Raw genomic sequence first — 11576 nt, 5'->3', positions numbered from 1 at the left:
ACGGTCAGGGTTCAGTGCACCGTCGCGGCGGCCTTTTCGATACTCGAGCGCATGACGCGCTTGCGGAACACCCAGTACGTCCAGCCCTGGTACAGCAGCACCAGCGGCAGGAAGATCACCGCAGCCCACGTCATGATCGTGAGGGTGTAGTCGGTGCTCGACGCGTTCTCGATCGTCAGGTTGAATGCCGGGTCGGTCGTGGACGGCATGACGTTGGGGAACAGCGCCAGCCACAGGGTCAGCACCGCGAACATCACGGTGCCGGCGCCGAACCCGAAGGCCCAGCCTTCCCGGTCACGCCGGTTGGCGATGACGGAGCCGATCAGCAGCACCGCGGCGAGGACGGCGCAGGCCATAGACAGCATCAGCAGCGGGGCACCGCCGCCGGCGGCCATCGCCACCGTCCACACCAGGAAGATCGCGGCGACGACGACGGTGAGCATGCCGGACTTCGCCGCCAGCGCCCGGGCGTCGGTGCGCACCTGGCCGTCGGTCTTCAGCGCGACGAAGTAGACGCCGTGCGTGAAGAACAGCAGCAGCGTGGTCAGCCCCCCCAGCAGCCCGTACGGGTTGAGCAGGGTCAGCAGCGAACCGACGAACTCGTGGTCGGCATCCAGGGGCACTCCCTGCACGATGTTGGCGAAGGCGACACCCCAGAGGAACGCCGGCACGGCCGAGCCGATGATGATCATCTTGTCGAAGCCCCGCTTCCAGCGGAGGCTGTCGCGCTGGTGGCGGTATTCGAACGAGACGCCGCGGAGGATGAGGGCCAGCAGGATCAGCAGCAACGCCAGGTAGAACCCGCTGAACAGGGTGGCGTACCACTCCGGGAACGCCGCGAACAGGCACGCCCCGGCGACGATGACCCAGGTCTCGTTGAGGTCCCAGACCGGGCCGATGGTGTTGATCACCTGGCGGCGGGAGACTTCGTCCTTGCCGAGGAAGGGCAGCGACATGCCCACGCCGAAGTCGAACCCGTCGAGCACGAAGTACCCGACGAACAGCACTCCGACGATGAAGAACCAGAGATAGGCGAGATCCATGACGTGCTCCTAGTAGACCGTCGTCGGGGTGTCTTCGAGGGGTACCGGCTCCGCGGGGCCGTCGACGCCGGAATCCGGCACCGCATCAGGACCCTTCTGTGCGGCCTTGAGGATCAGCCCGAACTCCACCACCGCGAGGGCGGCGTAGATCAGGGTGAACGCGACGAGCGATATCAGCACCGTCCAGCCGGGGACGTTCGGGGAGACGCCGTCCTCGGTGAGCATGAGGCTGAACACGATCCAGGGTTGGCGGCCCATCTCGGTGAAGACCCAGCCCACGAGGCTCCCCAGCAGGGGCAGCGGCGCGGACCAGATCGCGACCCGCCACATCCAGTCCGCGACCGGACGGGTCGCCTTCTTGCGGGTGACCCAGAGGCCGGCGACCGAGATGAGGGTGGCGACGCCGCCCAGGCCCATCATCCAGCGGAACGACCAGTAGGTGACCCAGACGACGGGCATGTAGTCCACGCCGTCGCCGAACTGCTCGGTGTACAGCGCCTGCAGGTCGTTGAGGCCTTCGACGCAGCCGTCGAACGTGTGCGTCGACAGGAACGACAGCAGGTACGGCACGCGCAGTGACCAGATCTCCTCGGAGCCGTCGGGCGTGCCGAGGGAGAACAGCGAGAAGGAGGCATCCGCGCCGCAGGCGTTCTCCCACAGCGCTTCGGCGGCCGCCATCTTCATCGGCTGCGTCTCCACCATCACCAGACCCAGCTGGTCGCCCGAGATGGCGACGCCGATGAAGGAGATGATCATGAACCACATGCCGAACCGCAGCGATTTGCGCAGTGTCACCAGGTGCTGACCGCGGCGCAGGTGCCACGCGCTGACGGCGATGACGACGGCGGCGGCGAACATCCATGCGGAGAAGATCGTGTGAGGGAAGGCGGCCAGGACGACGGGGTTGGTCAGGACCGCCCAGAAGTCCACCATCTCGGCCCTGCCGCCGTCGGCGGCCATTTCGTACCCCACCGGGTTCTGCATGAAGGCGTTGGCGGCGAGGATGAAGTACCCCGAGAGGGTCGAGCCGAACACCACCATCCAGATGGATGCCAGGTGCAGCGCCTTGGGGAGCTTGTTCCACCCGAAGATCCAGACCCCGATGAAGGTGGCTTCGAAGAAGAAGGCCATGAGGCCTTCGAATGCCAGCGGCGCGCCGAAGACGTCACCGACGAACCGGGAGTACGACGACCAGTTCATCCCGAACTGGAACTCCTGCACGATGCCGGTGACGACACCCATCGCGAAGTTGATGAGGAAGATCTTGCCGAACAGCTGCGTCAGGTGCAGCCAGGCGATGTTCGCCGTGCGGTGCCACGCGGTTTGGAAGATCGCGACGACCAGCACCAGGCCCAGCGTCAGCGGCACGAAGAGGTAGTGGTACAGCGTGGTCAGTCCGAACTGCCACCGGGCCAGCAGCAGTGGATCCAGAAAATCCATCGGAGTCCTCCCTCGTGCGGTTTCCTTCGGGCTGAAGGTATCCGCGGTTTTCGTGCGCTTGAAGGGCGACCAGCCGTGAATAATCCCGGCTGTGGTCAGACCACAAAGTCCAGTTACGAGAGTACCCTTGAAATCGTGATTGCGGACACACTGTCGTGACGGTGACATCGGTCGCCATCGGCGTGCGCCCGACGACGGGCGTCGCGCCGCTCGGCGAGCGGTCGTCAGGGGCGCTGTCGGACACGTTCGGCCGCGTACACCGCGACCTGCGCATCTCCCTCACCGACCGCTGTTCGCTGCGCTGCACCTACTGCATGCCCGAGCAGGGCAACGAGTGGCTCGCGCGCAGCGGCATCCTCTCGCTCGACGAGATCGAGCGCATCGCCCGCGTGGCCGCAGGCGTCGGCATCACCACGTTCCGCCTCACGGGCGGCGAGCCGCTGCTGCGCACCGACATCGTCGAGGTGGTGCGGCGGCTGGCCGCCATCACCGGGCCCGATGGCACGCCGGTGGAACTGGCGATGACCACCAACGGCATCCGCCTGCCCGAGCTGCTGCCGGACCTGATGGCGGCGGGACTGCAGCGGCTGAACGTCTCGATCGACACCCTGCACCGCGACCGCTTCGCGGCGCTGACACGTCGCGACCGGCTCGACGACGTGCTGGCCGGCATCCGCGCCGCGCAGGCGTCGGGGCTGCGGCCGCTCAAGCTCAACGCCGTCGCGATGCGCGGCGTGAACGACGACGAGATGGTGCAGCTGGTGGAGTTCGCGCTCGCGCACGACGCGCAACAGCGGTTCATCGAGCAGATGCCGCTGGATGCCGGGCACACCTGGGATCGTGCGCAGATGGTGACCCGCGAGGAGATCCTCGCCGCGCTCGCCACGCGGTGGGCGCTCACGCCGGTGCCCGGTCGCGGCGGCGCCCCCGCCGAGCGGTGGCTGCTGGACGGCGGCCCGCAGACGGTCGGGGTGATCGCGTCGGTGACGGCACCCTTCTGCGGCGACTGCGACCGGCTGCGCCTGACGGCCGACGGCCAGCTGCGCAATTGCCTGTTCTCCACGGCGGAGTACGACCTCATGCCGACGCTGCGGCCGGCGGGCGGGCAGGGTGCGGAGCCGATGGATGCCGCGATCGAGCGGGTGCTGCGCGCGTGCGTGCACGGCAAGCTGCCCGGCCACGCGATCAACGACCCGTCGTTCCTGCAGCCGGCTCGGGGGATGAACGCCATCGGCGGCTGACGCCTACGATGTGCGCATGGGACGGATTACGGCACGCAAGCCCATCGTCAAGGTCACCGTGGGTGCGGGCGAGGTGCGCCGCGTCGACGTGCTGGCGGTGGAGGAGCCGCTGGAGATCCGCGTCGGGGGAGTGCCGCTGGCCGTGACGATGCGCACGCCCGGCCACGACGTGGAGCTGGCGACGGGCTTTCTCATCTCGGAGGGGATCATCTCCCGCGGCGACGAGCTGCGCTCGGCGATCCACTGCGGCGGCCCCGGCACCGGCGGCGGCGACACCGGCAACACGTACAACGTGCTGGATCTGACCCTCGCGCCGGACGTGGCGGTGCCGCAGCGCGACCGCAACTTCTTCGTCAGCAGCTCCTGCGGGGTGTGCGGCAAGGCGTCGATCGACGCGGTGGAGACCGTCTCGTCGTACGACGTCGCCGCCGACGCGGCATCCATCGACGCCCGGGTGCTCGCGAGCCTCCCCGACGAACTGCGGGTGCAGCAGGCGGTGTTCGCCAAGACCGGCGGGCTGCATGCCGCCGGACTGTTCGAGGCGGCGACCGGCCGGGCGCTGGTGGTGCGCGAGGATGTCGGGCGGCACAGCGCCGTCGACAAGGTCGTCGGGTGGGCGGCGCAGCAGGGCCGGCTGCCGCTGAAGGGTACGGTGCTTCAGGTGTCGGGCCGGGCGAGCTTCGAGCTGGTGCAGAAGGCGGTCATGGCCGGCATCCCGATGCTGGCCGCCGTGTCGGCGCCGTCGTCGCTGGCCGTCGATCTCGCGGTGGCGTCGGGCCTGACCCTCGTCGGGTTCTCGCGGGGCGAGACGTTCAACGTCTACGCGCACCCCGAGCGGGTGAAGACGGGTTGATCAGCCCCGCGCCGACAGCTGCACGATGCAGTCGCGCGGGTCGCACGAGGAGCGCATGCCGTCGACGGTGAGCGGGCCGCCCGCCTGGGCGATGACGCTCTGCATGAGGCTGAGGTGTACCGAGCACAGCACCTGACGGTGCGCGGCCTGCACTTCGGCGTGCGCACAGGGGGTGAGGTCGATCGTGAGGTCGGATTCGTCGACGATGGGGTCGAACCCGGCGTCGACGAGGTTCTCCACCAGTGCGTCCACCTGGTGCAGCGCCTCGGTGGTCAGCTCCGGCGGCAGCTCGCTGGGGAGCACCCGGCGCATCAGGTCACCGCGGTGGGCGGCTTCTTTCACCTTGCGCTGCTGGACGGCGCTGGACGACCCGGCGCCGTCGGCGGCGCTGTACAGCACGCGTGGCCGACCGCGAGTGGTGCGGTGCTCGACCTGCGACACGATGTAGCCGTCGTCGAGCAGGCGGTGCAGGTGCTCGCGCACCGTGTTCGCATGAAGCTTTGTGGCGCCGACGAGGTCGGTCACGGTGCGCTGCGGATTCTCCTGAATACGGTGCAGGATCTCCACTCGGGAGTAGCTGGAGATGGCGCTGTACCCTGCTGCCTTTGTCGTCACGGTCCCCATTATTCACGGAATCTGGTCTGACCGCACTCATCAACTTGCCGGAGTGGCGGCAAGGTCCTGTGATGGGGTGTCGGCTGGCGTCTGGGCCGCTGCTCCACCAGAGTGGGGGGATGATCGGTATCGTCTTCAACCCCACGAAAGTGGACCGTTCCGTGCTCGAAGACGCCCTGGCCACGCGCCGGGAACCGGTCGAGGTGCGCTGGTACGAAACCACCGTTGCGGATGCCGGGCAGGGATTCGCCCGCACCGCACTGGAAGACGGGTGCACCCTGGTGGTGGCAGCCGGCGGTGACGGCACCGTGCGCGATGTCGCTGCGGCGCTGGCCGGCACCGACGTGCCGCTGGGCATCGTGCCCGCCGGAACCGGCAATCTGCTGGCGCGCAACCTCGGGATCGGCCTGGGCAACCCGGCGGCGGCGCTGGCCCGTGCCATCGACGGCGAGGACTCCCCGCTGGACGTGGGTCACCTCGAACTGGGCGACCGCGGCGACGAGTTCATCTTCCTCGTCATGGTGGGGTTCGGCATCGATGCGCAGATGCTCGCCGAGACCGACGACGACGCCAAGGACAAGGCGGGTTGGCTCGCCTACGTTGGGGCGCTCGGCCGCGCGATGGCCGCGACCGATCTCGTGGACGCGACGATCGTGTTCGACGCGGACCTGCCGGTGACCGAACCCGCCCACACCGTGCTCATCGGCAATTGCGGCATGGTGCAGGGCGGCTTGCGCATCCTCCCCGACGCTCAGCCCGACGATGGGCTGCTGGACATCGTGCTGGTGGGCGGCGAAGGTCCGGAGGGCCTGCAGTGGCTGGATGCGCTGAAGTCGGTCGTCTGGGACAACGGCATCCGTCGAGCGGTCGCCCGCGACGACGCGGCCGTCGACACCGCCACCACCCGGCACCGCCAGGCGACGTCGGTGCGGGTGACCCTGCCCACGCCGTTGCCGTTCGAGGTGGACGGTGAAGAGGTGGGGAGCACCGCCGACATCCTCGCGACCATCCAGCCCGGCGCGCTGCTCGTGCGGCGCTGAGCCGCGGCATCCGCCCGCCCTACCGCGCTCACGAAAACAGGAGGACTCACCGGTACAGGACGTTTCTGTCGAAATCGTCCTGTGTCGGTGAGTCCTCCTGTCTTGGGTAGGACTCCGTCGGGTCAGCCGACCATGTTCGCCCGGGTGTTGGGGACGCAGTGCGTCATGACCAGCCCGGTGACATCGCGGGGACCGTTGTTGCCGAGGTTCCCCAGCCGGGCCAGTTCATCCTCGTTGAGGGTCTGCGACTGCAGCGGGGGCAGGTCCTTGACCTCATCGAGCGTGATGCCGAGCCCCTCACCGACGCGACGGCCGAGGTCGTCCTCCACCATGTAGAAGTGCCAGAGCATGCGCTCCTGCACCTCGCGGGCGGCCTGCGAGATCAGCTCGACGAAGTTGCGCACCAGGTCGTCACGCTCCCAGTCCTCCATGAGGAGGTAGCGCTGGCCGGCCTGGGTGTAGTCGTTCGTGCGCGGGATCCGCTTGCGCGTGAGGCGACCGACGATCTCGGGCCCCTGCTCGTCCGCGGTCGGGTACTGCGCTTCGCGCAGCCCACCGGTGATCGACGGCTCGTAGTTGACGTGCGGGTTCTCGCCGGCGTTGTCCTGGTAGTAGGCCATCTGCCCATCGCGCTGGTTGGTGGCCACCCGGGCGTGCTTCGGCGAGTTCACCGGCAGCTGCAGGTAGTTGGGGCCGACGCGGTACCGCTGCGTGTCGGAGTACGAGAACGTGCGCCCGACGAGCATCTTGTCGTCGGAGAAGTCCAGGCCGTCCACCAGCACACCGGTGCCGAAGGAGATCTGCTCGTTCTCGGCGAAGTGGTTCGACACGTTGCGGTTGAGCACCATCTTGCCGACGGTCTTGGGCGGGAAGTCGTTCTCCGGCCACAGCTTGGTGTCATCCAGCGGATCGAAGTCCAGCTCGGGGTGGTCGTTGTCATCCATCATCTGGACGCGCAGCTCCCACTCCGGGTACTCGCCGCGTTCGATGGCCTCGTAGAGGTCCTTCGAGGCGTGCCCGAGGTCGCCGCCCTGCACCGCTGCGGCATCCGCTTCGGTCATGGAGTGCACGCCGACGCTGGGGATCCAGTGGTACTTGACGAGTTTGGTGTCGCCCTGCTCGTTCACCCACTTGTAGGTGTTCACGCCGAACCCCTGCTGGGTGCGGTAGTTGGCCGGGATGCCGCGCGGGCTGAACAGGTTCATCAGCATGTGCATCGACTCGGGGGTCTGCGACATGAAGTCGAAGATGCGGCCTGGCTCCTGCCGGAAGGTGACCGGGTCGGGCTTGAGGGAGTGGATGACGTCGGGGAACTTGATCGCGTCGCGGATGAAGAAGACGCCGAGGTTGTTGCCGACCAGGTCCCAGTTGCCGTCTTCGGTGTAGAACTTCACCGCGAAGCCGCGGGGGTCGCGGGCGGTCTCGGACGAGTCGCGGCCGCCGATGACGGTGGAGAAGCGCACGGCGAGGTCGGTGCGCTTGCCGGGCTGCTGGAACAGCTTGGCGCGGGTGAACTGCGAGATCGGCTCGTTGCCCCACATGCCGGTGGCCTCGAAGTAGCCGAACGCGACGAAGCCGCGCGCGTGCACGACGCGCTCCGGGATGCGCTCGCGGTCGAAGTGGCTGATCTTCTCGAGGAAGTGGTAGTTCTCCAGCGTCGCGGGGCCGCGCGCCCCGACCGTCCGCTGGTTCTGGTTGTCGTAAACGGGGTGACCCTGACGGGTGGTCAGCACCGGTCGGTCGTCACCTTCCGCGGAACCTTGGCTCGATACGTCGGTCATGGTGTTTCCTTCGTTCATGGCGTCCCGGGTGGGGGACTGCCGTGTCTTGGCAGCGACGCTACCTGCGCCCGGCGATGGGCGCAGGCACTTGCCAAACCCGGTTTCGGCGCCTACGCGGGTTAGGTTGGGTGGGTGACCGAGCGCGTTTCCGTCGATGACTTCTGGGCCGGATGCCGCGCAGAGCTGCCGCAGTTGCCGGAGACGCTCCCCGAGGCGTGGGCGTTCGGAGCCACGCCCGCGCACGCCGATGAACTGCTGGCGCTTGTGCTCGCCGGAGTGAAGACGGGCACGGCATCCTCCCTCTGGGACTACCAGGAATCCGGCGATCCGCTGCCGCAGGAGGGCGAGTTCAGCATCATCCTCGACGGTGAGGGTGCGCCCCGCGCCGTGATCGAGACGACGCGCATCCGCACCATCCCGTTCGACGAGGTCGACGCGGAGCACGCGCACGCCGAGGGCGAGGGCGATCGCACGCTCGCGCACTGGCGCGAGGTGCACGAGCGGTACTGGCGGAATCACTCCGAGAACCCGCGCGGCTACGAGCCGGACATGCCGGTCGTGTGCGAACGGTTCCGCCTGCTCTATCCGCCGGCGGCGTCGGTAGCCGCGCGTCGATAGCGCGCGGCGATCGCGCCGTTGCGCAGCGGCTCCGCCGATATCAGTTCGAGGCGTCGGGTGCCGGGCAGTCCGCCCTGGTACAGGGTGGGGCCGTGGCCGGTGATCATGGGATGGATGAGGAACCGGTATTCGTCGATCAGGTCCAGTCGGTCCAGCTCCGTCGCGAGTTTGCCGCTGCCGACGAGCACTCCGCGCGGAGTCCGGTCCTTGAGCTCCCGCACCGACGAGCGCAGATCGCCGGTGACGTGGTGGCTGTTGTGCCACGGGAAGTCGCTTCGCGTCGACGACACGACGTACTTCGGCTTGGCCTCCAGCGTGGTCGCCCACGCGCGCATCGCCGGCGGCGCATCGACGTCGCCTCGTGCGACGGCCGGCCAGTAACTCTCCATCATTTCGTACGTGGTGCGGCCCCAGAGCATGGCGCCGCTCTCGTCCAACAGGCGAGTGAAAAGAGCGTGTGTCTCGTCGTCGACGATGCCCTCCTCGTGGTCGACGCACCCATCCAGGGTGACGTTGATGCTGAACGTGAGAAGACCCATCGGACGATTCCTCCTCTGCCATCGGCTCCTGCCGCACGGGCGGTGGGGCGTCATGTATACGGCGTGTACATGGACAGTAGGGTGGTCCGTGTCACTCGTCAAGAGTCAGGAGATGGTGCGAGGTGCAGACGGCGACGCGGGGCAGTTACCACCACGGTGACCTGCGCACGGCGCTGGTCGAGACCGGCCTGGAACTGACGCGCGCCGGTGGCCCGGACGCGCTGCGCCTGCGGGAGGCCACGCGCAGGGCCGGAGTCACAGCGCGGGCGGCCTATCGGCACTTCGCTGATCGCGAGGCGCTCCTGGCGGCGGTCGCCGCGAGGATTCAGGACAAGATGGCCCAGTCCATGCGCGAACGGATGGATGACGGCGAGAGTGATGAGGCGGGCGACCGTGCCATTGCTCGGCTGCGGGGCGTGGGCATGGGGTACATCGAGTTCGCGCTGCGCGAGCCCGGCTGGTTCCAGCTCGCCTTCTTCGCGCCCGATGGCATCGTGCGCCCGGATGGCCGCACACCCCCGCCACTCCAGCTGCTGCGGGAGGCTCTCGACGGCCTCGTCGCGGCCGGCTTGTTGAGCGCCGAACGGCGCGCGGGTGCGGAATGGTCGTGCTGGTCCACCGTGCACGGCTTTGCCGAACTCGCCATACACGGGCCGCTGCGGGGTCAGGATCCCGCGGATCTCCGCCCGCTCGCCGCGCAAGCGGTCGACGACGTGATCGCGGGCATCCGCCGTGAGGGCTAGGCCTGGGTGGTCGGCTGGGTGGTCGGTTGCCATCCGAGCGCGGGCGCGACGTACTTCGCGAACGACTCGATGATGCGCAGGTTGAACTCGACACCCAGCTGGCTCGGGATCGTGAGCATGAGGGTGTCGGCACTGGCGATCGCGGCATCCTGCAGCAGCTGCTCAACGAGCACGTCGGGCGCGGCCGCGTAGGTCTTGCCGAACCTGGACCGGATGCCGTCGATGTAACCGACGCCCTCGCTGTCGGCGGAGTGCCCGAAGTACAGCTCGTCCTCTGCGGTGGTGATCGGGAAGATCGACCGGCTCACCGAGACGCGAGGTTCGCCGGCATGACCGGCCTCGCGCCACGCGGCGCGGAACGCGTCGATCTGCTCGGCCTGCAGCACGTCGAACGGCACGCCGCGGTCTTCGGTCAGCAGCGTGGAGGACATCAGGTTCACGCCCATCGTGCCCGCCCACTGCGCGCTGTCGCGGTTGCCGGCGCCCCACCACACGCGCGAGCGCAGGCCGGGGGAGTACGGCTCGACCCGCTGCATCCCGGTGCCGCCGCCGAAGGGGCTCTCCGGGTCGCGCTGGGCCAGGCCTTCGCCGTCGATCGCGCGCAGGAACAGGTCGAAGTGTGCGCGGGCGAGGTCGGCGCCGCGGGGATCGGTCGACCCGGTGTACCCGAACGCCTCGTAGCCGCGCACGACGGATTCCGGTGACCCGCGGCTGACGCCGAGGGCGAGGCGGCCGTCGCTGATGAGGTCCACCGCGGCGGCCTCTTCGGCCAGGTGCAGCGGGTTCTCGTAGCGCATGTCGATCACACCGGTGCCGACCTCGATGCGCTTGGTCGTCGCGGCGATTGCCGAGAGCAACGGCATCGGTGAGGCCTGCTGCCGCGCGAAGTGATGCACGCGGAAGTAGGTGCCGTTGACGCCGAGGTCATCCATCCCCTGCGCGAGGTCGATGGCCTGGCGCATCGAATCGCCGGCGGTCAGCTGCCGGCCCTGGCCCAGGGGACCGTAGTGGCCGAACGAGAGCGTTCCGAAGCGTTGCATTCTCAGTGCAACGGATGCCGCGCGGCATCCATTCCGGTGCGTCGGGTTCGTGCGGGCTCGGGGGCCGTCGGTTCGGTCGTCACGAACGGCCGGTTGCGGGGCCGGTGGGGGACGTTTGCGACGACCGAGCGACGCGGGCGCGGCGGGGCCGCCGCACCGCGGCCGCGATGAGCCGCCAGCCCACCAGCAGGAACAACAGGGTGAGGGTCGCCACGATCACGAACGGCAGCGCGGTGCCCTGTCCGCTGAGCACGCGCAGCAGCATGCCGCCGGCGACGGTGATCGCCCAGATGCCCAGGCCGCTGCGCACTGGCGCGGCGGGGCGCCGCCACGCGCGCAGCACGAGCCAGCCGACCACGAGCGCCACGACGAATGGCCACGCCGTCGTGATCAGGCCCAGGCCGAACGCGTCGGACTCGTGGCTCGCGCGCCCCAACGCGGCGAACGCGATGACGAGCACGGCATCGAGGGCGAACGCGGCGAGGGCGGAGCGGGTCATGCCTCCATTGTCGGCGACGGCTACAGCGGCCCCAGCACGCGACACTGGCGTCAGCTTCGGGGTGCGGCCGCAGGTGCGGGGCGTTCAGGTGTCAGTTCGTGCCGCTTCAGCGCGGGCGAAGCGG

The 11576-nt window shown here is 68.8% G+C and carries 12 protein-coding genes; 5 read left to right on the top strand and 7 right to left on the bottom strand.

The annotated features are described in order from the left end of the window. Nucleotides 1-11: 11 nt before the first annotated feature. Both cydB and NQ151_RS07175 read right to left on the bottom strand, forming a co-directional pair. Nucleotides 12-1043, bottom strand: a complete 1032-nt coding sequence (gene cydB / locus NQ151_RS07180) for a cytochrome d ubiquinol oxidase subunit II (protein ID WP_257527552.1) — start codon at nt 1041-1043, stop codon at nt 12-14. 9 nt (nt 1044-1052) lie between these two features. Beyond that, entirely contained in the window at nt 1053-2483 is a 1431-nt protein-coding gene (locus tag NQ151_RS07175; protein WP_257508012.1) for a cytochrome ubiquinol oxidase subunit I, read from the bottom strand. Nucleotides 2484-2638: 155 nt separating this feature from the next. Between NQ151_RS07175 and moaA the strand changes: the two genes are divergently transcribed. Beyond that, entirely contained in the window at nt 2639-3724 is a 1086-nt protein-coding gene (gene moaA / locus NQ151_RS07170) for a GTP 3',8-cyclase MoaA (protein WP_502883557.1), read from the top strand. Between the two features lie 16 nt (nt 3725-3740). Continuing rightward, nucleotides 3741-4577: a formate dehydrogenase accessory sulfurtransferase FdhD gene (gene fdhD / locus NQ151_RS07165; protein ID WP_257527551.1), complete on the top strand. Its 837-nt coding sequence runs from the start codon at nt 3741-3743 to the stop codon at nt 4575-4577. On the opposite strand, the gene NQ151_RS07160 is transcribed toward fdhD, so the two are convergent. Further along, a complete protein-coding gene (locus NQ151_RS07160; protein WP_257527550.1) occupies nt 4578-5192 on the bottom strand; it encodes a helix-turn-helix transcriptional regulator in 615 nt (204 codons plus the stop codon). Nucleotides 5193-5311: 119 nt separating this feature from the next. Here NQ151_RS07160 and NQ151_RS07155 point away from each other — a divergent pair, with 119 nt between their 5' ends. Next, nucleotides 5312-6232 carry a diacylglycerol/lipid kinase family protein gene (locus tag NQ151_RS07155; RefSeq protein ID WP_257508015.1) on the top strand — a complete coding sequence of 307 codons (921 nt, stop codon included), beginning with the start codon at nt 5312-5314 and terminating at the stop codon, nt 6230-6232. A gap of 122 nt (nt 6233-6354) precedes the next feature. Here NQ151_RS07155 and NQ151_RS07150 read toward each other — a convergent pair whose 3' ends face one another. Beyond that, nucleotides 6355-8013, bottom strand: coding sequence for a catalase (locus tag NQ151_RS07150; RefSeq protein ID WP_257527549.1), 1659 nt, complete (start codon nt 8011-8013; stop codon nt 6355-6357). 132 nt (nt 8014-8145) lie between these two features. Here NQ151_RS07150 and NQ151_RS07145 point away from each other — a divergent pair, with 132 nt between their 5' ends. Continuing rightward, complete coding sequence (locus tag NQ151_RS07145) at nt 8146-8631, top strand: ASCH domain-containing protein (protein WP_257527548.1); 486 nt, start codon at nt 8146-8148, stop codon at nt 8629-8631. Here the strand turns inward: NQ151_RS07145 and NQ151_RS07140 are convergent. Beyond that, nucleotides 8595-9170 (bottom strand): dihydrofolate reductase family protein, encoded by a 576-nt coding sequence (locus NQ151_RS07140; RefSeq protein ID WP_257527547.1) that lies wholly within the window; start codon nt 9168-9170, stop codon nt 8595-8597. The two genes, NQ151_RS07145 and NQ151_RS07140, sit on opposite strands and share 37 nt — an antisense overlap. Nucleotides 9171-9292: 122 nt before the next feature. Here NQ151_RS07140 and NQ151_RS07135 point away from each other — a divergent pair, with 122 nt between their 5' ends. Continuing rightward, nucleotides 9293-9913 (top strand): TetR/AcrR family transcriptional regulator, encoded by a 621-nt coding sequence (locus tag NQ151_RS07135; protein ID WP_257527546.1) that lies wholly within the window; start codon nt 9293-9295, stop codon nt 9911-9913. On the opposite strand, the gene NQ151_RS07130 is transcribed toward NQ151_RS07135, so the two are convergent. Together NQ151_RS07130 and NQ151_RS07125 are read right to left on the bottom strand one after the other, a co-directional pair. After that, complete coding sequence (locus NQ151_RS07130; RefSeq protein WP_257508020.1) at nt 9910-10953, bottom strand: LLM class flavin-dependent oxidoreductase; 1044 nt, start codon at nt 10951-10953, stop codon at nt 9910-9912. The genes NQ151_RS07135 and NQ151_RS07130 overlap by 4 nt on opposite strands. Nucleotides 10954-11032: 79 nt before the next feature. Then, nucleotides 11033-11452 carry a DUF3054 domain-containing protein gene (locus tag NQ151_RS07125; protein WP_257527545.1) on the bottom strand — a complete coding sequence of 140 codons (420 nt, stop codon included), beginning with the start codon at nt 11450-11452 and terminating at the stop codon, nt 11033-11035. Between the last annotated feature and the right edge of the window lie 124 nt (nt 11453-11576).

Origin of the sequence: Microbacterium sp. zg-YB36 (assembly GCF_024623575.2) — a bacterium.
GTDB lineage: Bacteria > Actinomycetota > Actinomycetes > Actinomycetales > Microbacteriaceae > Microbacterium.
This window is presented reverse-complemented; position numbering and strand designations above follow the sequence as displayed.

Bases quoted from the DNA above. Each gene is read 5' to 3' on its own strand.
- cydB (WP_257527552.1), bottom strand. From the start codon at position 1,043: ATGGATCTCGCCTATCTCTGGTTCTTCATCGTCGGAGTGCTGTTCGTC.
- NQ151_RS07175 (WP_257508012.1), bottom strand. From the start codon at position 2,483: ATGGATTTTCTGGATCCACTGCTGCTGGCCCGGTGGCAGTTCGGACTG.
- NQ151_RS07130 (WP_257508020.1), bottom strand. From the start codon at position 10,953: ATGCAACGCTTCGGAACGCTCTCGTTCGGCCACTACGGTCCCCTGGGC.
- fdhD (WP_257527551.1), top strand. From the start codon at position 3,741: ATGGGACGGATTACGGCACGCAAGCCCATCGTCAAGGTCACCGTGGGT.
- NQ151_RS07150 (WP_257527549.1), bottom strand. From the start codon at position 8,013: ATGACCGACGTATCGAGCCAAGGTTCCGCGGAAGGTGACGACCGACCG.
- NQ151_RS07125 (WP_257527545.1), bottom strand. From the start codon at position 11,452: ATGACCCGCTCCGCCCTCGCCGCGTTCGCCCTCGATGCCGTGCTCGTC.
- NQ151_RS07140 (WP_257527547.1), bottom strand. From the start codon at position 9,170: ATGGGTCTTCTCACGTTCAGCATCAACGTCACCCTGGATGGGTGCGTC.
- NQ151_RS07155 (WP_257508015.1), top strand. From the start codon at position 5,312: ATGATCGGTATCGTCTTCAACCCCACGAAAGTGGACCGTTCCGTGCTC.